Source organism: Companilactobacillus alimentarius DSM 20249 (assembly GCF_002849895.1).
Classification (GTDB): Bacteria; Bacillota; Bacilli; order Lactobacillales; family Lactobacillaceae; genus Companilactobacillus; species Companilactobacillus alimentarius.
This window is the reverse complement of sequence record NZ_CP018867.1, coordinates 751,204-775,666: the sequence shown is the minus strand read 5'-3', so window position 1 is coordinate 775,666 and position 24,463 is coordinate 751,204. Positions and strand designations below refer to the sequence as shown.

24 protein-coding genes and 1 tRNA gene are annotated in these 24,463 nt (G+C 34.0%); 14 read left to right on the top strand and 11 right to left on the bottom strand.

Translation table 11 applies throughout. The annotated features are described in order from the left end of the window. Positions 1–27: 27 nt before the first annotated feature. From lepA to LA20249_RS03735, 3 genes are all read left to right on the top strand, one after another. Positions 28–1,875, top strand: a complete 1,848-nt coding sequence (gene lepA, locus LA20249_RS03745) for a translation elongation factor 4 (RefSeq protein ID WP_057740229.1) — start codon at positions 28–30, stop codon at positions 1,873–1,875. Between the two features lie 64 nt (positions 1,876–1,939). Beyond that, on the top strand, positions 1,940–3,244 hold the full coding sequence (locus LA20249_RS03740) for a dihydrolipoyl dehydrogenase family protein (RefSeq protein WP_057740232.1): 1,305 nt from the start codon (positions 1,940–1,942) through the stop codon (positions 3,242–3,244). 172 nt (positions 3,245–3,416) lie between these two features. Next, positions 3,417–5,399: a hypothetical protein gene (locus LA20249_RS03735; RefSeq protein WP_057740235.1), complete on the top strand. Its 1,983-nt coding sequence runs from the start codon at positions 3,417–3,419 to the stop codon at positions 5,397–5,399. Positions 5,400–5,440: 41 nt separating this feature from the next. Here LA20249_RS03735 and galE read toward each other — a convergent pair whose 3' ends face one another. Then, the gene (gene galE / locus LA20249_RS03730; protein WP_057740236.1) at positions 5,441–6,430 is read right to left on the bottom strand and encodes a UDP-glucose 4-epimerase GalE; all 990 of its coding nucleotides are present in this window, start codon (positions 6,428–6,430) and stop codon (positions 5,441–5,443) included. A gap of 163 nt (positions 6,431–6,593) precedes the next feature. Between galE and LA20249_RS03725 the strand changes: the two genes are divergently transcribed. The 6 genes from LA20249_RS03725 (at position 6,594) to LA20249_RS03700 (ending at position 11,571) form a co-directional block, all read left to right on the top strand. Next, complete coding sequence (locus LA20249_RS03725) at positions 6,594–7,253, top strand: class A sortase (RefSeq protein ID WP_083477980.1); 660 nt, start codon at positions 6,594–6,596, stop codon at positions 7,251–7,253. Between the two features lie 115 nt (positions 7,254–7,368). Beyond that, positions 7,369–9,678 (top strand): single-stranded-DNA-specific exonuclease RecJ, encoded by a 2,310-nt coding sequence (recJ, locus tag LA20249_RS03720; RefSeq protein WP_057740392.1) that lies wholly within the window; start codon positions 7,369–7,371, stop codon positions 9,676–9,678. Between the two features lie 22 nt (positions 9,679–9,700). Beyond that, the gene (locus tag LA20249_RS03715) at positions 9,701–10,219 is read left to right on the top strand and encodes an adenine phosphoribosyltransferase (RefSeq protein ID WP_025085743.1); all 519 of its coding nucleotides are present in this window, start codon (positions 9,701–9,703) and stop codon (positions 10,217–10,219) included. Between the two features lie 31 nt (positions 10,220–10,250). Beyond that, positions 10,251–10,340: transfer RNA gene (locus tag LA20249_RS03710), tRNA-Ser, on the top strand. 460 nt (positions 10,341–10,800) lie between these two features. Further along, positions 10,801–11,031 (top strand): hypothetical protein, encoded by a 231-nt coding sequence (locus LA20249_RS03705; protein WP_057740241.1) that lies wholly within the window; start codon positions 10,801–10,803, stop codon positions 11,029–11,031. A gap of 309 nt (positions 11,032–11,340) precedes the next feature. After that, complete coding sequence (locus tag LA20249_RS03700; protein ID WP_057740244.1) at positions 11,341–11,571, top strand: hypothetical protein; 231 nt, start codon at positions 11,341–11,343, stop codon at positions 11,569–11,571. Between the two features lie 290 nt (positions 11,572–11,861). Here LA20249_RS03700 and LA20249_RS03695 read toward each other — a convergent pair whose 3' ends face one another. The 4 genes from LA20249_RS03695 to LA20249_RS03680 form a co-directional block, all read right to left on the bottom strand. Then, positions 11,862–12,347, bottom strand: a complete 486-nt coding sequence (locus LA20249_RS03695) for a TspO/MBR family protein (RefSeq protein ID WP_057740246.1) — start codon at positions 12,345–12,347, stop codon at positions 11,862–11,864. Between the two features lie 124 nt (positions 12,348–12,471). Next, complete coding sequence (locus LA20249_RS03690) at positions 12,472–13,932, bottom strand: DUF6056 family protein (protein ID WP_219729626.1); 1,461 nt, start codon at positions 13,930–13,932, stop codon at positions 12,472–12,474. 81 nt (positions 13,933–14,013) lie between these two features. Then, positions 14,014–14,526 carry a hypothetical protein gene (locus LA20249_RS03685; RefSeq protein WP_057740251.1) on the bottom strand — a complete coding sequence of 171 codons (513 nt, stop codon included), beginning with the start codon at positions 14,524–14,526 and terminating at the stop codon, positions 14,014–14,016. A gap of 145 nt (positions 14,527–14,671) precedes the next feature. Further along, positions 14,672–14,875 (bottom strand): hypothetical protein, encoded by a 204-nt coding sequence (locus tag LA20249_RS03680; RefSeq protein ID WP_057740254.1) that lies wholly within the window; start codon positions 14,873–14,875, stop codon positions 14,672–14,674. A 389-nt stretch (positions 14,876–15,264) separates the two neighbouring features. On the opposite strand from LA20249_RS03680, the gene LA20249_RS03675 reads away from it, so the two are divergent. Beyond that, entirely contained in the window at positions 15,265–15,687 is a 423-nt protein-coding gene (locus LA20249_RS03675; protein WP_057740256.1) for a universal stress protein, read from the top strand. A 12-nt stretch (positions 15,688–15,699) separates the two neighbouring features. On the opposite strand, the gene LA20249_RS03670 is transcribed toward LA20249_RS03675, so the two are convergent. Both LA20249_RS03670 and LA20249_RS03665 read right to left on the bottom strand, forming a co-directional pair. Next, a complete protein-coding gene (locus LA20249_RS03670; RefSeq protein ID WP_057740259.1) occupies positions 15,700–16,218 on the bottom strand; it encodes a phosphatidylglycerophosphatase A family protein in 519 nt (172 codons plus the stop codon). Positions 16,219–16,232: 14 nt separating this feature from the next. After that, positions 16,233–16,886, bottom strand: coding sequence for an HD domain-containing protein (locus tag LA20249_RS03665; protein ID WP_057740262.1), 654 nt, complete (start codon positions 16,884–16,886; stop codon positions 16,233–16,235). A gap of 170 nt (positions 16,887–17,056) precedes the next feature. On the opposite strand from LA20249_RS03665, the gene LA20249_RS03660 reads away from it, so the two are divergent. The 3 genes from LA20249_RS03660 (at position 17,057) to LA20249_RS03650 (ending at position 19,725) form a co-directional block, all read left to right on the top strand. Continuing rightward, a complete protein-coding gene (locus LA20249_RS03660; RefSeq protein ID WP_057740265.1) occupies positions 17,057–17,620 on the top strand; it encodes a peroxiredoxin in 564 nt (187 codons plus the stop codon). A gap of 379 nt (positions 17,621–17,999) precedes the next feature. Next, a complete protein-coding gene (pnuC, locus tag LA20249_RS03655) occupies positions 18,000–18,743 on the top strand; it encodes a nicotinamide riboside transporter PnuC (RefSeq protein WP_057740268.1) in 744 nt (247 codons plus the stop codon). A gap of 76 nt (positions 18,744–18,819) precedes the next feature. Next, on the top strand, positions 18,820–19,725 hold the full coding sequence (locus tag LA20249_RS03650) for an alpha/beta hydrolase (RefSeq protein WP_057740271.1): 906 nt from the start codon (positions 18,820–18,822) through the stop codon (positions 19,723–19,725). A gap of 78 nt (positions 19,726–19,803) precedes the next feature. On the opposite strand, the gene LA20249_RS03645 is transcribed toward LA20249_RS03650, so the two are convergent. The 4 genes from LA20249_RS03645 to LA20249_RS03630 all read right to left on the bottom strand — a co-directional run bounded on the left by LA20249_RS03645 (position 19,804) and on the right by LA20249_RS03630 (position 23,510). Further along, positions 19,804–20,175: a YxeA family protein gene (locus LA20249_RS03645; protein ID WP_057740274.1), complete on the bottom strand. Its 372-nt coding sequence runs from the start codon at positions 20,173–20,175 to the stop codon at positions 19,804–19,806. A 92-nt stretch (positions 20,176–20,267) separates the two neighbouring features. Beyond that, entirely contained in the window at positions 20,268–20,663 is a 396-nt protein-coding gene (locus LA20249_RS03640; RefSeq protein WP_057740277.1) for a hypothetical protein, read from the bottom strand. A gap of 128 nt (positions 20,664–20,791) precedes the next feature. Next, complete coding sequence (locus LA20249_RS03635) at positions 20,792–22,081, bottom strand: glycosyltransferase (RefSeq protein ID WP_057740280.1); 1,290 nt, start codon at positions 22,079–22,081, stop codon at positions 20,792–20,794. Between the two features lie 187 nt (positions 22,082–22,268). Then, the gene (locus LA20249_RS03630; RefSeq protein WP_057740283.1) at positions 22,269–23,510 is read right to left on the bottom strand and encodes a PTS sugar transporter subunit IIC; all 1,242 of its coding nucleotides are present in this window, start codon (positions 23,508–23,510) and stop codon (positions 22,269–22,271) included. A gap of 103 nt (positions 23,511–23,613) precedes the next feature. Here LA20249_RS03630 and LA20249_RS03625 point away from each other — a divergent pair, with 103 nt between their 5' ends. Then, positions 23,614–24,420, top strand: coding sequence for an AraC family transcriptional regulator (locus tag LA20249_RS03625; RefSeq protein WP_057740286.1), 807 nt, complete (start codon positions 23,614–23,616; stop codon positions 24,418–24,420). Positions 24,421–24,463 lie beyond the last annotated feature (43 nt).

The following is a 24,463-nucleotide window of genomic DNA, read 5'->3' as shown; positions in this document are numbered from 1 at the left end:
TAAATTTCTGATAGAAGGGAATAATTTATGGATTTAGATCTCGATAAATTAAAAGAAAGACAAAAAAGAATTCGTAATTTCTCTATCGTAGCGCATATCGATCATGGTAAATCAACGATTGCTGATCGAATTTTGGAAAGAACCAAAACGGTTTCGAAACGTGAAATGAAAGCTCAAATCCTAGATGATATGGATCTGGAACGTGAACGTGGAATTACGATTAAATTGAATGCGGTTGAATTGGAATATGAGGCTAAAGATGGTCAGACTTATATATTTCACTTGATTGATACCCCAGGACATGTAGATTTCTCGTATGAAGTTTCACGTTCTTTGGCTGCCTGTGAGGGCGCATTGTTAGTTGTCGACGCAGCACAGGGGGTAGAGGCTCAAACATTAGCTAACGCTTATTTGGCAATTGATAACGACTTGGAGATCGTTCCGGTTATCAATAAAATTGATCTTCCTTCGGCTGAACCGGACAAGGTTAAAGAAGAGATTGAAGAGATGATCGGGATTGATGCTGAATCATCAATTTTAATGAGCGCTAAGACTGGTGTTGGTGTCGATGAACTCTTAGAGAGAATCGTTTCGGATGTTCCCGCTCCAACTGGAGATCTCGATAAACCTTTAAAGGCTTTGATCTTTGATTCAGTCTATGACAGTTACCGTGGCGTGGTCTTAGATGTACGTGTCCGTGAAGGCGTTGTTAAGGTTGGAGACACGATTCAATTGATGAGTAATAAGAAGACCTTTGAAGTCACAGAAGTTGGTGTGATGTCTCCTAAGGCGGTTAAACGTGACTATTTGATGGCAGGGGATGTTGGCTATATTACTGCCAGCATTAAATCAGTTAAGGAAACACGAGTTGGTGATACCGTTACATTAGCTAATAATCCTACGGCTGAACCGTTGACGGGGTATCGTAAGAGCACGCCAATGGTCTTTGCAGGACTTTATCCAGTTGACAATGCTAAATATGAGGATTTGCATGAAGCATTAGAGAAATTACAATTAAATGATGCTGCTTTGGAATTTGAACCAGAAACTTCACAAGCTTTGGGCTTTGGATTCCGTTGTGGATTCTTAGGCTTATTGCACATGGATGTTGTTCAGGAACGATTGGAAAGAGATTTTGATCTTGATTTGATTACAACCTCGCCCTCAGTTGATTATCACGTAACAACCAATGATGGTAAAAATATTGTGGTCGATAATCCATCTGAGTTACCAGATGCCTCTGAAATAAAAGAAGTCCGTGAACCCTATGTTAGAGCGGAGATAATGGTCCCTGAAGATTATGTGGGTGCTGTTATGGAACTCTGTCAACATAAGCGTGGCGAATTCGTAACGATGGATTATTTAGATAAATATCGAGTGAACGTTATTTATAAATTGCCATTGCTAGAAATAATCTTTGATTTCTTTGATGATTTGAAATCAAGTACTAAAGGTTATGCTTCATTGGATTACGATATTGATGATTATGAACCAAGTGAATTGGTAAAAATGGATATTCTATTGAATGGTGAACCAGTGGATGCCTTGAGCTTTATCGTTCATAAAGATTTTGCTCAAAAGCGTGGTCGAGATATTGTGGCTCGTTTGAAGCAAGTTATCCCTCGTCAAATGTTTGAAATTCCTATTCAAGCAACCATTGGAAATAAAGTTGTAGCTCGTTCAAATGTTAAAGCTTATCGAAAGGATGTTACTGCTAAACTCTATGGTGGTGATAGAACTCGTCGTGATAAGTTGTTGAATAAGCAAAAAGCTGGTAAAAAACGAATGAAGGAAATTGGAAAAGTTTCAATTCCTCAAGAAGCCTTCATGTCAGTCTTGAACCTCAATCGAGGCAAAGAAGACGGCAAAAATTAAGAAAGTGCTTATAATGGAGTTAGTTAATTCATTATAAGTACTTTTTTTATTTGGAGGAATTTATATGGAAAAATTTGACACAATTATTATCGGAGCTGGTCCTGGCGGTTTAGCAGCTGCATATGATTTGAGTGGAGCTGGTCAGAACGTGGCCGTCATTGAGAATAATCTTTGGGGAGGAACTTGTCCAAATCGTGGCTGTGACCCTAAAAAGGTTTTGATTGGAGCGGTTGAAGCACGTGATCGAATGGTTCAATTGCAAGGAAAAGGTTTTGGTGATGTTCCTTATGTTAATTGGACTGACTTAGAGAAGTTTAAGGAGACCTTTACTGATCCGGTTTCTGATAGCAGTAAAAAGGGAGCTATTGATGCGGGAATCACAACAATTGATGGAGAACCTAAATTTGTATCTGATAAAGAAGTGTCAGTAAATGAAGTGACTTATCAAGCAGATCACTTTATTATCGCTACAGGTCAACGTCCAAGCTATTTGGATGTTAAGGGTAAAGAAAATCTCTTATCTAGTACAGATTTCTTGTCCTTAAAGCAAATGCCTAAAGAAGTTACTATTATTGGTGCGGGTTACATTGCTTTTGAATTGGCGACGATTGCTAATGCAACAGGAGCTAAGGTACATGTCGTTCATCACAATGACCATCCATTGAAGGCATTTAATGAAAAGTACGCCTTAGAGTTAGTTAAGCAACTAGAAAACAAAGGCGTTGAATTTCACTTCAATATTGATACCAAGGAAATTGCTAAATCAGGTGACAAGTTCATTCTCAAGGCTGATAATTTTGAATTGTCCAGCGATATTGTTATTGGAGCAACCGGAAGAATCCCTAATGTCGATTATTTGGATTTGGATAAAGCTGGTGTCAAAGTGGATCGTCATGGGGTAGTTGTAAATAAGCAATTGCAATCTAGTAACGAGAGAATCTTTGCTATTGGGGATGTAGTTTCTACTAAAGCACCTAAATTGACTCCGGTGGCAGGCTTTGAAGCTAGTTACGTTAGTGATGTGATTTTGCAAAAGACAACCTCAGATATCAAACTTCCATTAATTCCGACAGTCGTTTATGGCAGTCCTAAATTGGCTCAAGTGGGTGAGCAGACTGGTAGTAAAGTGGTAGATCAAGATGTTACTAAGTGGTTTACTTATAGCCACACCAATGAACCTAAAGCTAAGGTAAGAATTGTTTTAAATGATCAATCGCAAATTATCGGTGCTACGTTATTGAGCAACGAAGCTGATAGTCTGATTAATCTTTTAACTAAAGCAATTGAGCAGAAGATGACGCATGAAGACGTCACAAAGGAAATATTGGCTTATCCAACAGCTGGTAGTGATTTGGAATATCTGATATAGACGAAAGAAGATCATGAATTTTTCATGGTCTTTTTTGTTATAGTTGAATATTAGAATAAAAATATTGACGATAAGTCTATTTATTTAAAAATATTTTATTAAATTTGATATTTATACCTTTTTTTGGGGATGATATACTCTTTGTATAATAAAGGAAAGGGTATTCATAAATATGCGTAAATCAAATAGTTTCAAAAAATTTCTTGTTTGCATAATTATGTTTTCTTTTTTTGTCGGGCGTTTTGCAATTAAAAAAAGTAAAGAAGTTGAGGCAGCTGAATTAACGGCGGGATTGATCGATAATCGCGATGAAGTGACAATTGTTCCTAAACATGAACCAACTGGGGATGTTAGGAAATTTCTTGGAATTTGGATGACTTCGGGTTATAGTCTACAGCCGCAGGCTAATGCCTATACGATTGAGGGGACCCCCATCACACTTTATACCGATGCAGGTCGGTCCTTTTTGACGACTATCTTAACTTTTACTTCTTGGCAACATTACCAGTGGTATGAAAGTTCTGATGGTAAAAAATGGAGCAGCGTAAGTGATAAAAAAGGTGGCGATAAACGCAATTTAACTGTCACGCCAACAGAAGTGGGAGTTAAGTATTATCAGTTAAGAACAGCTTGGTATATGCTTTTTGGCCCCACTATTTTTGATCCACAAGTGTGGTCGCAAGTTGCAACAGTCCATGCTTTAGATAGTGACGTTGATGTCACCGATTTAAAAGTTACGACTGATGACGATTATATTTATAATTTGAAAAATGACATAACTACTACATCAACTTACGCTAGAGCTGACATTGAACCAAAAGATTTTACGGGAACGGTCAAATGGAGTATTGATAAGCCTGAAATTGCTACAATCGATGAGGATACCGGTTTAATTGAAGCTAATACCCGTTCTATTAGTGGAGAAGTTAAGGTTACTGCCACAGCAATTAATAGTTCGAATGGAGGTATTAAGGAAGCTAGTACTACTTTAATGGTCGGTGGAGGTCTAGAGGACCAGACGGTTTATGCTGGTGAAACAGCCACTTTTAAACTGATGGGAAATATTGGTGAATTTGAAGATCAAGAAGATTTGGCCTATTCGATTCGCTGGTTCAAGGAAGATCCAATAGACCACGAACAAGAAGAAATTGAAGTTGGTAAAAATTCTATCTCACATACTACGCCAGTGACGACTCTGGATGATGATGGAACTGAGATTTTTGCCCATATCGAAGTTAAAACCGGTGGTAAAAAATATGAATACGATACTAACAAGGCCAAATTAAATGTTCTATCAAAAGATGGTCCAGAGATTTCAATTGACGATACTTTGACTAATAAAACGGTGAGTGATAAGAATGATTCAGCAACTATGTTGTTTGATGTAATTGGTAATGACAATCTTGTTTATGATACTAAAATTACTAATAACAGTTCTGGAAGTCGCTTGAAAAATGCAACGTATTATTTGCCAATCAGAAAAGGTACTAAAGTTAATAATGTTTTAGTTGACGGAACTGATAGTGATTACCAAATCAACACCGATGGGAAATCAGACGATATTGTGGAAATTTCGGGGTTGAATTTTGGAATCAATCAAAGTCATACGATTGAAATTGACATCAAAATTGGTGATGTTAATAAGCGGGAAACATATCGCTCGACGGGATATATTCATGGAGTAGATGACAATGATACCGCATATCAGAAATTCAGTGAGGCAAGAACAATTAATTTAATTACTAATAAATTGGAATATTCGGTTAATGATATTGACTACGGCAGCATCAAACCGATTGCTAATGAAAAATTGATTTATCGTCAAGAAAAGACCAACTGGCCAAACAATATCTTAGATATTGATGATATGAGACGCAATAAAACGGCTTTAAAACTTTTTTTATCGCAGGAAGCACCATTAAAAGATGACCAAGAAAATGAGCTACAGGGTCATTTGAAGTATATTAACGATGATTCTGAAGCTGACCTTTTGAATAGTTCAGCGATAGTTTCAGAAACAAGCGGTGGACAAGAGATGAATTCGCTCAGTTGGCGCACGGATAAAGGTGTTTTGTTGGAAATGAATAATAAGTTAAATAAATCAGGTAGCTATCACGCAAAGTTAAACTGGACTTTCGTTGATAGTGTGCAGTAAAAAAAGCCTATCGAAAAATCTTTCGATAAGCTTTTTTGAAATTAGTCTTCATAACCGTTTAAGTGTTTTGATTTAAAGTTCCAAGCGTCGCTGATAACTTTTTCAACATCATCATACTTAGGACTCCATTTAAGAATCGTTCTAGCTTTAGTTGAATCAGCAATCAAAGTGCTAGGATCGCCAGCACGTCTTGGTCCCATTTTGGCAGGGATTTCTTTGCCAGTTGCTTTACGGGCAGCTTCCAAGATTTCCTTATTAGAAAATCCAGTCGATGAACCAAGATTAAAGACATTGCTGTCATTGCCACTACGAAGGTATTCCATAGCTAAACGATGAGCTTCGGCTAAATCTTCAACGTGGACATAATCACGAACATTGGTACCATCTTTAGTATCATAGTCATCACCAAAAATCGTCAATTCATCGCGTTGACCGGCAGCGACTTGTAAAACGACTGGAATAAGATGAGTTTCTGGATTGTGGTCTTCACCAATTGATCCGTCAGGCTTTGCACCACCAACATTGAAGTATCTTAGAGCAACAAACTTAATACCATAGGCCACATCGCACCAGTGCATGATTTTCTCCATAGCCAGCTTGCTTTCACCATAAGGATTAGTTGGAACAGTTGGATCAGTTTCCTTAATCGGAATTTGTTTAGGTTCACCATAAGTTGCTGCAGTTGACGAGAAGACAATATGTTTAACGTCAAAGTTATGCATAACTTGAAGCAACGAGATCATACCACTAGTATTGTTATCAAAGTACTTGAGTGGGTCTTTCATGGATTCAGGAACGATTGAGAATGCGGCAAAATGAATAACATCAGTAATATCTTCATTTTGGAATAACTTGATCAAGAATTCTTTATCACGGACATCGCCTTGATAAAATTTAGCTTTTGAATTGATAGCTTGTTTGTGTCCTGTGGATAAATTATCTGCTACAATGACGTCGTAACCAAGTTCACATAAATGATCAACTGTATGTGAACCGATATATCCGGCCCCACCTAAAACAAGAATGCTCATAAAATTACCTCCAAATTAGTTTATAGTTATATTATAACTTATTTAGTTAGTATTAAATCAATATCCTTGAACTATCAAGTGAATTAATAATTTAACTTTTTTTAAGTTATGCTTTAATATTAAAAGTATTATTAAGAAAATCTATTGAAACGGAATGAAAAAGATGAAGAAATTCTTTTCAATTTTTGGAACAATTATCCTTCTTTTAGTTGCTTTGGCATTGATATTTAACCAACCAATCAAAGAATATGCAGTTAAAAGAATTTCAGAACGAAACTTAACTACTTTGACAGCTAAAAAAGCACATTCTAATGCAAAGAAAAAGGGACAATTCGATTTCAAAAAAGTAAAACCGATCTCTGCAACTCAGGTTGCCAAAGCATCAGTCAATAACGATGCAGCCGTGATTGGAAAAATGGCTGTTCCCTCTGTTAACCTTCGTCTTCCAATCGTCGTGGGATTGAGCGATAATTCGTTATCCACTGGTGGTGGCACGATGAAAGAGAATGAAAAGATGGGTAAGAATAATTATGCGCTAGCTGGTCACTATATGACCAATAAGGGAGCGTTATTTTCACCGTTAGAGAATGCTGAAATCGGTGATATGGCTTATATTACTGATATGAAACGAGTTTATACTTATAAGATATTTTATAAAAAAATCGTTCCACCAACAGCAGTTTATTTATTAGATGATATAAAAGGGCAAACTCTTTTAACGCTGATAACTTGTGCTGATGGGGGAACTAATCGCTGGGCTCTACAAGGATCACTTGTTAGTAATCAACCAGCCAATAAAAAAACTTTAGCAGTATTTTCTTAATTTAAGCTTAAAAGGGCCGATAGCTGAATTTATGAGATCAAATTATAAATGATTCTGTCAAGCCTTTTTTTTTGCGTTCATTAATTGATATAATTAGTTGTTAGTAGGTGATGGATTGACATTAATAAATTGGGAAAAGCGTAAAGAACCCACAAAACAAGCAATAGAAGAGTTTGCTTCTAAAAAAGATATAAATAAAATCGTGGCACAATTGTTGCTACAACGGGGAATTGTTGACGATTCTGAGGTCGAGTCATTTTTACATGCCAATGTTGATGAATTACAAGATCCGTTCGGTTTGCACGATATGGACAAGGCTTTAGAAATCATAGATGATGCAATTAATTCCGAGAGTAAGATTGCTATTTACGGCGATTACGATGCTGATGGTGTAACAAGTACCTCAATTATGAAATTAACGTTGCAAAAATTGGGAGCTAAACCAATTTTTTATATTCCTGATCGTTTTAAAGACGGTTATGGGCCTAATTTGGATCGTTATAAGGAATTAGCCGATAAAGGAATAAATCTTCTGATAACGGTCGATAATGGTGTCAGTGGCAAAGATGAGATCAAATATTTAAAGGATCGTGGTATCAAAGTTATTATAACTGATCACCATGATCTGCCAAAAGAATTACCTGAAGCGGATGCTATTGTGCACCCGACTATTCCAGGTTCAGAATACGTCTGTCCATACTTATCAGGTGCAGGAGTAGCTTTTAAGATTGCTGATGCGCTATTGGGAGACGAAGCTTTAGAATTGATTGATCTAGCCGCAATTGGAACAGTTGCTGATTCAGTGGCTTTAAAAGGTGAGAATCGAGTTATTGTAACTGAGGGACTCAAGCAAATGAAACAAAATCATCATGTAGGGTTGAGTGCCTTAATTAAAAAATGCAAAGTTAAACTAAACGATATCAGTGAAGAGGATATTGGCTTTAAAATTGCTCCAAGAATCAATGCCTTAGGTCGCTTAGATAATGCTTCATCTGGCATTGAATTGTTGACAACTGGCGATGAAAACTTTGCTAAAGAAATTGTCAATGAGACTGAGGAGATCAACTCTCATCGACAAGAATTAGTTGCAACGGCTTTTGCAGACGCTCAGAGTCAAATCCAAGCACAGCATGATAACGGTGTTTTAGTCTTAAAAGGTAATAATTGGCACCAAGGAGTTTTAGGAATCGTTGCTAGCCGTGCCATGGATCAAGAAAATAAACCAGTTTTAGCGACACAATTTGACGAAAATAGCGGCATTATGAAAGGGTCAGGTCGAAGTCCCGAAGGTTTCAATCTTTTTACCGCCTTACAACAGTATCAAGATTTATTTACTGCTTTTGGAGGACATGCACAGGCATGTGGCTTTTCAATTGAAGAAACACAACTTGATAAATTAACTAAATTAGTTCAAACTGAACCAGCCAAGCAGGGTTATGATTACAAAGCTCCAGTTGTGAAGAATTACGATTTGGATCTTAATGTAGCTGATTTAAATTTTGATTTGATCAAGAGTATCAACGCCTTAGCTCCATTTGGAATGGGAAATCCTAAACCAGTTATTAAATTGGAGAATGTTGAATTAATGCAACCTAGATCAATCGGTCAAGATGGTACGCATTTGAAAGTGAAAATTGCCGATCAGAGCCATCAAGTTGACGCAATTGGGTTTGGGATGTATCAAAAGTCCAAAGAAGTGAATGGTGCGATTTGTGACGTTTACGGTGAGATTGGAATCAATGAGTGGGCTGGTCGTAAGAATTTGCAATTAATGCTAGATGATTTTCAAGTTTCACCCATGGCTGCGAAAATTCAAACTTTGAAAAAGATTTATCTGGATTATCGTAATAAACGAATATCCGCTGAGATAATGGATCATTTTGATAATATTGTTTTCTTTAACGAAACTTATTATGAGGCTGCGAAGAGATCAAAAGTTAATTCTAAGATGGTTCGATATAATGAAGATGTCGATGGGGAGAACATTTTGATTTATGATCGTCCGCATGATTTAAAATTATTTGAAAAATTTATTCAAAATAATAAATCGACTCACACAGCCTTATTCTTCCATACTAATTTAACAAGGGGGTATCTAAAGCCAGATATGTCAAGGATGAAGACACTTTTAAAGTATCTTTATACTCATCAAAATATTAAAGTAGATCAGATGGACTTGGTTGCTAAGTACCTTAATTTTGAAAAAAATGACATTGATTTTTATTTAAAAGTGTTTTTTGAGCTAAATTTTGTTAAAATGGTAAATGGCTTTGTTGAAAAGGCTAATGCTTCACAACAACGCGAATTGATTGAATCTCCGACTTACTTAAAGAGATTACAACGCAATGATGTTGAAAAAATATTAATTGAGTCCAACTTTGACGATCTCTTATCCTGGATGAGTGATTACGATTGCCATTGTTAGATTGAATGGGGAATTTAAAAAAATGGATATTGATTTTAAGAAATATGTAGCTAATGTTCAAGATTTTCCAGAACCTGGTGTACTATTTCGAGATATTTCACCATTAATGGCTGATGGTAAAGCTTATGCTGCAGCAACCGATAAGATTGTTGAGTATGCTAAAAGTCGTGGTGCAGAAATGATTGCAGGACCTGAGGCACGTGGCTTTATCGTCGGATGCCCGGTGGCATATAATATGGGGATTGGTTTTGCTCCTGCTCGTAAGAAAGGAAAGCTTCCTCGTGAGACCGTCTCAGTCACATATGACCTAGAATATGGTCAAGGTTCGTTGTATATGCAAAAAGATGCGATCAAACCAGGACAAAAGGTTTTGGTTGTTGATGATTTAATGGCCACAGGCGGTACATTAGCCGCTACAATCAAGTTAATTGAAAAATTAGGCGGTATTGTTGTTGGGACAGCCTTCTTAATCGAATTAACTGATTTGCACGGACGTGATAAAATAAAAGGGTATGATATGTTTACTCTTATGCAATATTAATTTAAAATAGGTCTGTAAAGACCTTTATTATGGAGAGTTGGCAGAGTGGTAATGCACCGGACTCGAAATCCGGCGAACCTGTTTTATAGCAGGCGCGCAGGTTCAAATCCTGTACTCTCCTTATTTAGAGTGAAAGAGAATAAAAATTCTTGTATGAATTAATAGGAATGCTGACTTAACAGCATTCCTATTTTTTTACTATGTGAAAAATGAAAGAGAAATGAAAAGCATTAATATATTGAGTGCGACATATCAAAAACAATTTGGTCTTGAGAGATTAGTATAATGATTAGTGAGTGTAACTAGACTTCAATATGTCGGTCAGTGGGACAATATGATTACAGTCATGAAAAGATGAAAATTCTAGAATTAAAATAATAATTATAACAGTCACTATGAATTATATTTTAAATGTTGAATATGATGTGGTAGATCCAGCCATATTAAAAATAAAAAAGGAGTTTAATTCAAACTATGATATAACACAAAATTATATTAGTTACACTCGGACAACCCGTTAGAACGTGATACAATGAGACCAAAATATAAGGTTTTGGGTCAAAAGAAAGAGGCGATAGATAATGATGATGAAATTCGTTTTGGTTGTAGAAAATAGTTCTGAGAGAACATATAAAGTTATATGTGATGATGATATTGGTTTTGTTACGGTAAACAAATTAGATAACAACAGTATTTCAACTAGGGGTAATTTTAGTATTCTATTTCCAATCGGCTTTATCACTAACTATGTTGTTAGAAGCTTGAAATATAAAAACAATCCGCCAAAAACTATGATGTACGCCGCTGGATAACATTCGATCAATTTAATTAGACGTTATTTTTTGTCCCAGTATAACGTTAAAGGGTTTATTTTTCACAAATTATAAAAGACGTTAAATATTGTGTTGATTGTAGCCTTACAGGGTCATATAGTTAAGGGATAATATATCCTTATGCTCAACCTGTTAGGACGTGGTACAATGAGACTAAAATATAAGGTTTATAAAGCAAATTTAATGGATAGTTCTAAAATAATTTATGTTAAAGTACAAGACTTAACAAATAAAACTTATGATTATCAAAGAAATAAGAGCTTGATCAAAAGAAAGAGGCGATAGGTGATGTTGATAGAATTTATTTTGGTTGTAGAAAATAGTTCTGAGAGAACATATAAAGTTATATGTGGTGATGATATTGGCTTTGTTACGGTAAATAAGTTAGATAACAACAGTATTTCAACCAGGGGTAATTTTAGTATTCTATTTCCAATCGGTTTTATCATTAACTATGTTGTTGGAACCTTGGAATTAAAAAATAATCCGCCGAAAACTATGATGTACGCTGCTGGATAACATTCAATCAATTTAATTGAATGTTATTTTTTTGATTTAAAGAAAGTGGTAAAGCATTTGTCCATCTTTGCAGGTGTGTTGTACTTAGGATTGTAACTTCTATCAAATGAATAGGAAATACGTGCGTCTAATATCATAGAAATTAATAATTTTGTTCTCTAAAATTATTTTGAATAAAAGAGTTGAGATCAAAAGTATAGGAGTTCTAAATTAAAAATGCTTCATAATCATTAGATAAGAAATCTAATAGTTATGAAGCACTTTAGATACGTTTTTTGATAAGGGGGTCCTTAATTTAGAATTGTCACGCCGATAGTTAGATAGGTTGCGAAAAGTATCCAGATCATATAGGGAATCAGAAGATAACTGGCGATTCGATTTATCATTGAAAAGAAGAATAGACATAGCAGAACAATGATATCTAATAATAAGATAACTACTACTCCCCAGAGATAATATTCGTTAAAAAATATTATCGACCAAATGAAATTTAACAATAATTGTAGCCAAAATAATCCGGAGGCAACGAACTTTAATCTTGAAGACGGTTTATCTGAAAAAATAATTAAATATCCAGCGATGGCAATCATTAAGTAGAGAATCGGCCAGACAATCCCAAATACGTAATCAGGCGGCGACAGAGGCGGTAAGTCCAAAGCATTATACTTTAGTTTAATATTACCGGCAAAAGCTGAAGATAATCCCCCAAGTAATTCAATTAGTACCACAAATAGTATTAAAGAAACTGGTCCCTTTTTCGTAAGAATATTCTTCATAAAAATTATCCCTCCTTCAATTGTTTATTGAAGTATATTTAAAAAAGGATAATTTTGACAAGAAATTACTGCAATTCAATTTGCAACAAATTAGATTAGTAAAATATTCAATAATTTTTTTACATTATTTATACTTTTTATTATAAAAATAGTCGTTGAATTTGAAACCGAGACGATTATGCCAATACATTGGGGATTGCATCATTAGAGAATCGTTTGAAGCTACGTAATTTGGATAAGGAACTTTATGTTTTAAAGTTTTTTCTTCATAGAGAAAATCATCATCGGCAACTCTTTTAAGGTTAACTTGATAATTGGAAAGCATCATTGTCATGACCACTAAGTAGCTTAGGCAAACGACAATTCCAAGTGTACGGGTGAGCAACTTAGGCGTTAGATGATATTTAAAAGCGAGTGCTTTATTGATGTAAATGATACTGATAATGAATAGGAATACATATGATGAAAAATATTCTCTGATAAAGATAGGAGAAGTAATGAAGAAAAAGGGGATGCATAAAGCAAAATAACTAAACAGATAAAATTTTACATTAATATTGTTTAATCCCCTAAAGATAATTAGGGTACAAATAATTAGGTAAATTAAAAAGGCTAGACCGATAAGACTGTCAGTTGAGGCCAGCGTAGAATCAATTGAATTCTTGGTAAGTTTAAGCTTTAAAGTCGGATCAAGGTAAGTATTGATGCCAAGATAATAAATAATGAAGAATATTGCCGGGATGATTGATAAAGATTTAGAACTTGTTTTCTTGAATTTATTTAAACTAATTAGGATAATTGCCACACAGATCAAAATAATTGTAATGTAGTTAAAAGTGATCATCCAAAAGTGGGTTATACTGACAAAATTATCAATGTAAGTCAAAGGGTTGGGAGAAATAGTCCGGTAGTCACTGCCATGATAATACGAAGGGTTACTGAACATTAATGCCGCTGAACAAAGTGCTCCCAAACTGTACAAAAATGCAGGCATTATTGAAAGATGCTTACTTGTGCGTTTATTTAATAAATAAATGGATAGAATTGAAAGTATACCCACAAAAATTTGATAAAGCGTCATATGTTCTACAAATAATCCACCAATTACCGAGATTAAAAAATATCCTGGTAAAAAAATAATTTTATTTTGTCGTAAATATTTTTCTAATAGGACAAAGTAAAGCAACAAGGCGGTAATAGGTGGTAAATAGTTAATAAATCCGGCAAACCACAGAAAAACGGTTTGAATATAACCCATTTGCGTAGTTACAAAAAAAGCTAACGCCATGACTAAAGCTAATCTCTTGCCACTTAATTTCCATAAACACCAAATAAAAAGTGAAATGACGGTTGCATAAAGAAACCCCGCAATTATAGGACTATGCATTATAGTTATTTCCAAAAGATTTCCTAAATATCTTCCGTTAGAACTACCTCCTACACCAGGATCAGAACTAAAAAAATTATGTGTTAGTAGATAATGTCCTGGTTTCCCCCACCAAAAAAAATCGTCGCCAACTGGAATTATTAGAAATGAAATAATGAAAAAGTATAGGAACGTCCCGATAAATATGAAGTAGTTAATTTTCTTTTGAAAAAAGTCTTCATGCTAATCCCCCCAATATTAATATATCTTATAATAATTCTTTTGGATAAGCACGTTTTCTTAGGATTTCCATCTAAACTCTTTATTATTCATAAAAAGGCTACGCCCTAAATAGTTTCCATCGCAAAAAATCGTAACAGCTAAGCTCTCACCATAAGCCAAATCACTCACGGCTTTAAAGGTATCAAGTTGACTAAGGGCTAATTGCTGTGTAAATTCGATTATTTGCGATCTTTTTGATTGTGACAGTTTTTTAAAATCGGCAGTTACATAGATTTCTAATTGATCATTTTTTAAATAATTAATTTTTTTAATAAAAGTTGTCCAATAGCGATTGAGATTGAGTGTTTCCTCGTTGGTTGATTGATACTTATTCTTGAGAGTTCTATTTGCGGCAACAGTCTTATCAAGTATATCTTGATTGATTTTTTGGTTGAAATTCTTGATTTTTTTGAAGAACTTTTCGGCTCGCTTCTCATCTGAGTGGTTGGTAGTGTCGGCATTGACAATGATGATGGAGTTGTTAAAAGCAATGGTTGCTAGAGAAATTAAGAGAAGTGCTTTACGTTTCATGTTAAGCTCCTAAATATTTTTCCTAATTATATCTAAGCAAATTTAAACATTCCATTCGAAGATAGTATAATTTTAGATTAAAATATTTTTAATGTATTTAATATGTTCGAATTTGGAAACTAAGGAAACTTTGTACTTTGTTATTCTAATCGTCGCTATGTTCAAATTCTTCATCGGCATGGACGGTTTTTAATCCCTTACGAATACGCATTTGATTAGAAGCGCTGACTTGTCTGACGGCATCTTGATTGTCATTAGTATGATGATGAACAATTAGAAGATCGCCTAGGATCATAGCCGAAGTGAAGAATATATTTAATCTAATAAGCTTTTTTAATTTTTTTTTCAATATTTTCACCTCTTAGACTTTTGCTTATTATATCTAAAATGGTGAAAACTAGCGATTAATATGAAAAAAACACCGCCATGTAGGCAGTGTTTATCGTTAGAAGAATTATTCTATAGAAGGATTGTACTATTGAATATTTGATTATCGCATGTTTTGGGTTTCTTCCAACAAAAATATTATATTACAGTTGAGTAATAAAAGTAACCTTATATAACTAATGATTTAAATGATAACGTTTTATCTTAAGAATAATATAATTTTAATAACTAAAAAGTAAATCTCTTTAGATTGATATTATTAATCAGTACTAGGGTAAATGTGTAAAAATATCTAATTCTTCTGGAAGTTGATAAAATTAAAGTAGATGAAATTGACAGGAGGATAAGATGATGTTTAGAAGAATTTTAGTAGCAATTGATGGCAGTGAGGTTTCGTATAGAGCATTGGATACAGCGATTGAATTGGCAAAAAAATTTGAGTCGAAGCTTTATTTAATAGGTGTAGTCAATACCATTAATTTACCAACGAACGTAGGTGTATCTTATGTACCGGGGTTAATTGAAGATCTGAAAATAGGGACTAAAAACGACTTAAATAAAGGGAAAGATTTAGTCAAGAACGCTGGTTTGTTGTGTAATGTGAAACTGTTAGAAGGTGAGCCTCGTGTTGAATTAACTAATTATTCTCAAAATAATAATATTGATTTAGTAGTTATGGGAAAAACTGGTAAAAATTCACTTACTAGAGCTCTCGTTGGTTCTGTGACACGTTATGTTTCAGAACACGCCGGTAGTGTTTTGATTGTTGAATAAGGATTTTAAACTTTATTTATTAATCATTTCTTTAACAACGGATTCATTATGGGCTAACCAACCACAAGCACCAGCAGCGATAGCGCCAACCAAATCATCTAGGAAGACATTAATTTTTCCTGTTGATTTATCGTTTAACTTAGCTAAAATTCCATGTTTCAATTTATCAACGTAACCATAATTGGTAACGGAAACGGATCCATAGAGTGAGGCTAAAGTTATTGCCATATTCTCATCGATTCCGTAGGTTGATTCATCAGTGCGCATGATTCGTTGCATTGGGCCTGAAAGCAATCCCTTTTCAGCAAGGACGTCTAGCTCAATACCAGTCATAATGGCATTTTGAGCCTCACGTTTATGAAGGACCTTATTGATGGCGTAGATTGAAATGTCCGTATCTAACCCCGGGACGTAATCTTTTTCCAAGAAGATGACAATCTCTGCGATATCTTCTAATTTAACGCCCCGATTCTTCAAATTTCTAATAATATGTTCGTAATATTCTTTGTCTTGTTCTGCAAATGATTTCAAATTTATTGACCTCTTTATTTTTTAATATTCCATTCGGATTTGAATTCAGTAAGAAAATCTAACATATATTGATGTCGCGCTTGCGCTATTTTCTTGGCTGTAGTTGTATTCATCATTTCAGTTAGTTTCAATAGTTTCTCATAAAAATGGTTGATGATGGTTTCATTCTTTAAATTGCGGTATTCAGATTTATTTAGATTCTTTCGTGGCGGAATTTCTGGGTCATAGATAGTCTCTGAATGTTTTCCACCATAATAGATTGCGCGTGTGATGCCGATTGCTCCGATAGCATCCAAACGATCAGCATCTTGGACAATTTGTCCAGATAAAGATAATTTAGGTGGGCTGTTGAGGGATTTACTGAAGGATAGGTTATGTGTGATGTAAAGAATCTCGTCGGCTTGTTTTTTAGATAGATTAATATCAAGCAAAAAACTATGGATTTCTTGTTCAAGTTTTTGAGGATCTTGAACTAATTTGTCATCGGCAACATCATGTAAATAGGCGGCTGCAAGCGTGACTAGTTTGTCGGCAGGTTCAGTCTGTAAAATTTGTTCAGCGGTTGCGACTACTCTTTGGATATGATCGAAATTATGTCCCGTAGAATCGTTTTTCATTTTGTCATATGAGTACTGCTTTATAGCAGAAATTTGTTTTTCCTCATTCAAAAGATCAATTCCTCTCTTCTAGTAATGACTATATTGTCACACAAAAAATTCAATATTTGAAATGGATTTAGATTTCGGATATGCATAATTGTTTAAACATAAAATGGGTAAATTCTGGTAATTTAAAAAGATTGTTGTATAATTAAATTGAATTTTAGGAGGACCTAACAATGAATTATATTAATAAAGAAATACCAGATTTCAACGTTAATGCATATCAAAATGGAGAGTTGAAGACTTTTAATAAGTCTGATCTATTGGGTAAGTGGTCAATTATCTTTTTCTACCCTGCCGACTTTTCATTCGTTTGTCCAACTGAATTAAGTGAGCTACAAGATCTTCACGATGACTTTAAAGCTGCTAATGCGGAGATTTACTCGGTATCTGTTGACAGTCAGTTTTCACATATGTCTTGGGCAGAGACAACTGATACTATTGGAAAGATTAAATATCCGATGTTATCTGATCAGAAGCATCAATTGACTGACTTCTTCAATATTCTTGACGAAGACAGTGGTCAAGCTTATCGTGGAGTCTTTATTGCTGACCCTAAAGGGATTATTAAATCATATACCGTTAATGCGATGGGTGTTGGTAGAAATCCTAAAGAGATTTTACGGACTTTGCAAGCAGCACAGTTTGTAGAAGCCCATGGCGATAATGTTTGTCCAGCAAATTGGCATCCGGGGGATGAAACCATCAAACCTAGTGGTGATCTGGTTGGTAAAATTTAATAAATAAATGATCTAAGAAAACTTGTCGGCATTTCTATTAATTTGGAAATGCTCTTTTTTTGTTCGTTATAATTTAATGCATTAGCAATTATGGCTTCGTTATAACTAGATGTAGTGATATGAATTAAAAAAAATCTATATCTTGTATCAAATGATAAATTACCCATTTAGCGGGTAAGTTAAGCGCTTTACACCGATATGTCTTCAATACGTTTAAGAATCCATTGACCAATTCTTCTTCGATTGGTGGTATGATTTTAGCTGTCGGTTAAATTGATATTTTTCTTAAATTCAATTTAGGAGATAAATAAAATTTGATGAATTCAGAATATAATTACCACAATCAAGTATTTTGAATTCGTCCAGAGGAGAAGAATCAATGAGTATTTTTAATCCAAAGTGGTATGTTGAACAAATGAAACATTGGAGTTTCAAGAGTTACATGCTACTAATGTTTGGCTTGGGGGCCATCACTGCATCAACACTTTCACATTCTATTAACGCAATTGCTATTTGGACATGGTTTGCGGCCGTTTTAGGTTTTACATGTACAGTTGCCATTACTAACGCTAAGCCTTTGAATGGTGTTTTGGGATTGGTTTCAGCACTGATTTATATCTTTGTTGCCATCAATGCTAAGAACTTCTCTGATGTTGTTCTACAATTAAGTTATATTATTTTATTGGATATTCCTGTTTTAGTAAGTCCACAATGGGCTAAAGATGCTGAAAAGCATATCCATGGATTGACACCTGTTAAGTGGCTTTTAACGGCTGTATTCTTCTTTGCTGCATGGGGATTGCTTTATTTGATGGATACAAATTTATTCATCAGTCCACGTCCAGTAATTGATTCTGTAGCAGCTGCTATTGGTTTTACTGGAGCACTTCTATGTACATTACGTTTCCGTGAACAATATTATTTCTGGACAGTTCAAGGAGTTATGTCAATCGTTCTTTGGGGTGTCACAGCTACACAAGGTGACGCTAGTCCAGTTCTATTCTTGACATATATTATGTACTTTATGAATGATATGATAGCTTTCTTTGATTCACATATTCACTGGTTCCATAGTGATGCTACAGCCAATAGAGCTAAATCGGAACAAGTAACAAGTGATTAGAATTTAATTTGCAATTAAATTGCCAAGTAGATTATCATTATTTAGCAAATTAATTTATGAATAAGGGTAGTTTACAGTGAAAAAATTTATTAAGATTTCACTTTCAGTGGTTATTGGCGTTATTTTGGTAGCCGATATAGCTGCTAGTGGTTATATGTTTAATTATGCTTTTAATAAAACCGGTTATAGTAGTGATATCAAAAGTAAGTTGAACAAAGATGATCGTTGGTTTTTAAGACAGAAACAAGATATCTGGCAACAAACATCAAAAGATAATTTGAAGTTAAAGGCTCGCTTTTTACCAGCAGAGAAGGAGACCACTAAAACCGTGGTTGTTGTCCATGGCTTTGGTAGTGCTAGTAAATATATGGGTTCCTATGTCAGAATGTTTCACAATGCCGGTTATAACGTTCTTTCACCAGATAATCGGGCCTATGGAATGAGTCAAGGACAATATACTGGTTTTGGTTGGAGCGACCGGCTTGATATTGTTAATTGGATCAAAAAAATCAATCATAAGTATGGGTCGAAGTCTCATATTGGCCTTTTCGGCGTCAGTATGGGAGCTGCAACCGTTATGTATACGTTAGGGGAACATCCTAAGAACGTTGATTTTGCAGTTGCTGATTGCGGTTATAGTACGATCTCGGGGGAATTGACTTATGAATTGAAAGATAAATTCAATTTGCCAAGTTTTCCAATTGTGCCAACCGCAAGTTTATTCGGTGACTTTTTAGCAGGATATAATTTTTATCAAGCAAGTACAAAGAATACCTTGAAAAATAATAAAGTGCCATTGTTCATTATTCATAGTGGAAAAGATAAGTTTGTACCAACTGCTAATGCGTATAAGAATTATAGATATGATAACGGTCCTAAGAAATTATGGATTGTTAAGAACGCTGCACATGCGGAGTCATTTGATAAGGCAACTCTGAAGTATATTACTAAAGTAACTGCTTTTTCTCAGAAGTATTTTTAAATTATAATAAGTAATATTAAAGTCCATTGAATGAAAGTATAATATCGTTCAATGGACTTTTTATTAAATAAAACATGTTTATTTTGAAATTTTATCAATAGATTTCTGCGGAATATTATCTTTTTGAACTTTTTCCCAGGAAAGAACCCTTTTATGCTTTGGATTATAAGTTACTTTTAAATAGTTATTGGCTTTAATAGGACGACCAATCGTACTGTTGAACTTTAAAAGTTTTTCATTGCCTTCTTTGTCGTAAGATTTTTGTTGGTAATAATATTCTTTCATATTAGCACCTGAATCGTCTTTTTCAATAATTTCTTTATAGGAATTACTGATATAAGTGTAATAATCGTCTCCAGTAAAATTAGGAACGTACCAGAATTGATATCCAATTATTGGTATTAGTAGAATTATTATAGTTATTAAACTGATTTTTACTCTTTTGCTCATCAAAATCCCTCCTTGGCTCACTAGGATAGTATCATAGTTATAAATGCTTGTATCCTAACGTTTTTGTAAGGTTTGTAAGATGAGTAATAGATTTATAAAGTATTTGAAAAGGAAGATTGATAGTTATTGATTTGGTCACGGTAATTGACAGTGATTTCAAATTTTTCTGTAGGATTAATATTAAAGGTATATGTCTGATTGGAAAAAATAGTAGTACCAATTAAGTTATTAAAATTAGCATTGCTATCGGTGTCGATCTTAGTTATTTTCCCAGGAGTATTGCCAGCGTTTCGAAATTCTAATTGTTGTGAATTTATTTTGCGGCAAAGGATATAAGGACGACTTGTCTGTTCCAATAGATGATTACGCTTTTTGAGCAAACTCTTAATATTAAAAAGACTGATGGATATTAATATAAGACCAACTAATAGTGATATGGAAATAATAAAACTAGTAATAATGAAAATAATTTGTGTGACTGAACTCATAAAATTATCCTCCTTGGATTTATTAATTTTATTATTTCATAAGCAATTTAATCTTACAATCTTTGCTACATTAAAATTGATTTGATGCCTAGAAAAAATATTAATGGAAATTTGTCAAAGCAATAAATTTAATTACGCTGTGTTTTATCCCAACTAGTGTGACCGACCAATAAATGATAACCGGAGATAATTAGACTAAAGAAGAGAACAATATAAATGTAGGAAATTAATCCGATGGAAAGTAGAGCTCTTCTTACGTGAAATTTTTCGTTGATTACATCGCTAGCATGGATAGTTAAATTTGCCTTGTCAGTCAGTTTTAATTCTCTGATGTAAATAATAGTAAAGATGGTACCAAAGAAAAAGCTTGAAATTAACATCAAAATAAATATAGTTAAAATAAATTTAGGATTGTAAATATAATGGAGAATAAATTTAATGGTTAAATAGATAATACTGAAATCAGCAAAAATATTGATAAGTGGTTGGATGAAGAAAAAGTAGGTATCAAATTTTTGACTTAAAGTAACTTTTTTGGAGAACGTAATAGGTTTGAGATATTTCCAACAATTCCAGCCTCCCTGAGCCCATCTAGCTCTCTGCTTGATCAACTTTTTAACACTTAAAAGTGCCTCTTGTTCAACATATGCTTCGTCAATATATTTGATCTTTAATCCGTGTAATTCCATTCGTAAGGTTAGTTCGTAGTCCTCCAGAAGAGCATTGCCCCAAGGAGTTGTTCCCAAGGCCTTGAAAACTGATGATACTCGGAAAAATTGGCCGTTGCCACATAAAGCAACAGCTTTTAGATATGTTCTTGTAAGCTGAATCAAATGATTGATGACAAAAAATTCAATATCCTGAAATGTTTGTAAAATTTTTTTAGGATGCTGCATTTTAACTCTTAATTGAATAGCATCGACATTAGGATCTCTAAAGCCTTGATTTAGTTTACAAATACTATTGGAGCTTAAAATTCCATCGGCATCTAAGACACCAACAATGCAATTTTTAGGATCAAGCTTTTTATTTCGCATGATTTTTTGAATCGTTGGTACGGCGCTATTCAAAGCATCACCTTTGCCAGTTCGAGCGTTAGGTAACTTACGTTGAACAATAGCGATTGGTCCTTTTAATCTTTTGGCTTGCAAAATTGTGTCATCGATTGAATCATCATCAATAACAATAATTTCTTTTTGTCCTTTAAGTTTAAGCAAACGTTTTAATGAAGTTTGAATAACTTTTCCTTCATTTAGGCATGGTAACAACATGAAATAGAAGAAATTATCCTTATCTGGATCTGGTTGATAGGCATTTTTCAATTTTTCAACAAAGCGCTTATGTTGTTTTACATATATATAGAACATAATAAAACATTGAACTATAAAAATAGTTGCGGCTAGTAAATATATCAGCAATTAAATCACCTTCCCATTCAATGCCCAAGTAAATTCTGATCCATTTGAAAAAGATGTTCAAACATGTTGACTATTTATGTTGTTTTATAATAAATAAATTTAATTATATTTAGAACAAAGAGGGCATCAGGACAAATCAAAAATTTGATCTATCCTGATGCCTTTTATTTATTATTAATATTTTTACCTAATCATTAGTAACATGTTCTTGTTTGTAAGCAGATCTATCAAGTACTTTAAAGAATGGTAAGTAAACTGCGACGGCAATTATTAATTCTATCAATTGCCATACGGGAGCACGCCAGTCACCACCAGTTATCAGGTAGCCATTAATAAAAATAGGCGTTGTCCATGGAACTTGTGCGATGACCATACCAATTATGTGTGCTTTCATCAAGAAATAAGTGATTCCTTGGAGAACCATAGGAATAATGATAAATGGGATTGAAAGAGTAGGATTCAAAACTACTGGGAATCCAAACATAATTGGTTCACTGATTTCGAATATTGAGGGAATGGCGCCCAATTTTGCCAGTTGTTTATAGCGCTTACTTTTGGCAAATAATAGACAGCAAATAACTAAAGCTAATATAGCACCAGTACCACCAATATTCATTCCGAAATCAAGAAAACCATCGGCAGTGATATGAGTCGGGGCTATACCTTTTGAAACATCTTTGATATTTGACATCAAAAAGTAGGTATAGACGGGTGAGGCAACAGCACCCAAAACATTATTTCCATGTATACCAACAGTCCAAAGAATTAATGTTAGGAATAGAGCAAATTCCACTCCCCAAAAGCTATTAAGACCACCAACAAGTGGCGAAAAAATTGCTTGAATAACTGCATTTATTTTAATATTGAATAAAACTCTGATAATCCAGAAAAAGCCTAATGAAGCACAAGCTGGAATCAAAGCCACAAATGAACTTGCGACTGCTGGAGGAACAGAGTCTGGTAGTGTAATAACAATATGTTTTCTAATAAAGAAGGCTACTATTTCACTTGAAATAATAGAAACAATAATTGCAGTAAACATTCCGTCTGAACCCAAAGTTGATGGATCAATTTGAAACTTATTGTTCAGCATACAAAGTAAAAAAGCTGAAACACCAATTGCAGTGCCTGTGAGAGTATCAATTTTATTCAATTTGGCCATTTCGTGACTCATTCCAATTGCTACAATTACAGCTAAGATACCAAACGCTATACTTACAGCTGATTGTAATCGAGCTTGAAATGGGGCTACTAATTGTGTCCAACCTGGAATTGGTAAATTTGCTAAGATCATAAAGATACTACCAAAAATTGTAAACGGCACTGTGATAATCATGCCATCACGCAGTGCCAGCATATATTTCATGTTGCTTAATTTAGCCAGTGCAGGACTAAAACTATTTTGAAACCAGTTTGTAATCACTTTCATTTCAAAGCCTTCCTCTCCTCTAATTACCTTCAATTTAACATACTAAAATGGTATTGTAATTACAGATAATGCTTCCTAAATATCAAATATTGAAGGTGAAATAATGCGATATAGTTTTAAAACAAAGGATAGATCCTTACCACTATATGTTGACAGTATCGGATATAAGTGGCGACAAGAGAATCTATCTAGACCGAAAGGATATAATTATGTTCATTGGTTACAAACTTATTCTGGAGTTGGAATAGTAGAAATTGAAGGTAAAGAGATCGTATTAAAAAAGAATCAGGGTATTTTGATTAATCAGAATATTCCCCACTCTTATTACTCTAAAAAAGGAGCTTGGTTAACCAATTATTTTACATTTGGAGGACTACTAATTTCTGAGATTACCCAGATTTTAGGATTTCATGACTATCTTTTTATTGAGTCTCCAGAAATCAAACTTCAAGCTTTCATCGAAAATCATTATAAGGATTTTAAAGAAAATAATCGGTTAAATATATATGATTCGTCTACATTAGTTTACGAATTCCTATTATTAGTAAAAAAATACTGTGCTATTAATTCAAGAAATTATTTATTAAATCGAAATATAATTATTCCTATTTTAAATTTAATCAGAAAATCGTATCAAGAGAACCTATCTAATACCGATTTTGTAAGTGTAACCAATTATAGCTTGCAATATATTTTAGAAGCCTTTAGAAATAATTATGGTAGTTCGCCTCATCAAGTTTTGATTGATTATCGTATTAAAATGGCTAAAGAATTATTGTTGAATGAACCACAATTGTCAGTTGATGAAGTTAGTCGAGAAGTTGGTTTCAATACTAATAGTTACTTTATATCAATGTTTAAACGAAGTGAAAAAGTTACACCGGGAAAATTCAGAAGTTTATATAAGTAGTTTCAAAATATAGCATTTTTAAATTGCTTTCCTTAATTACTAT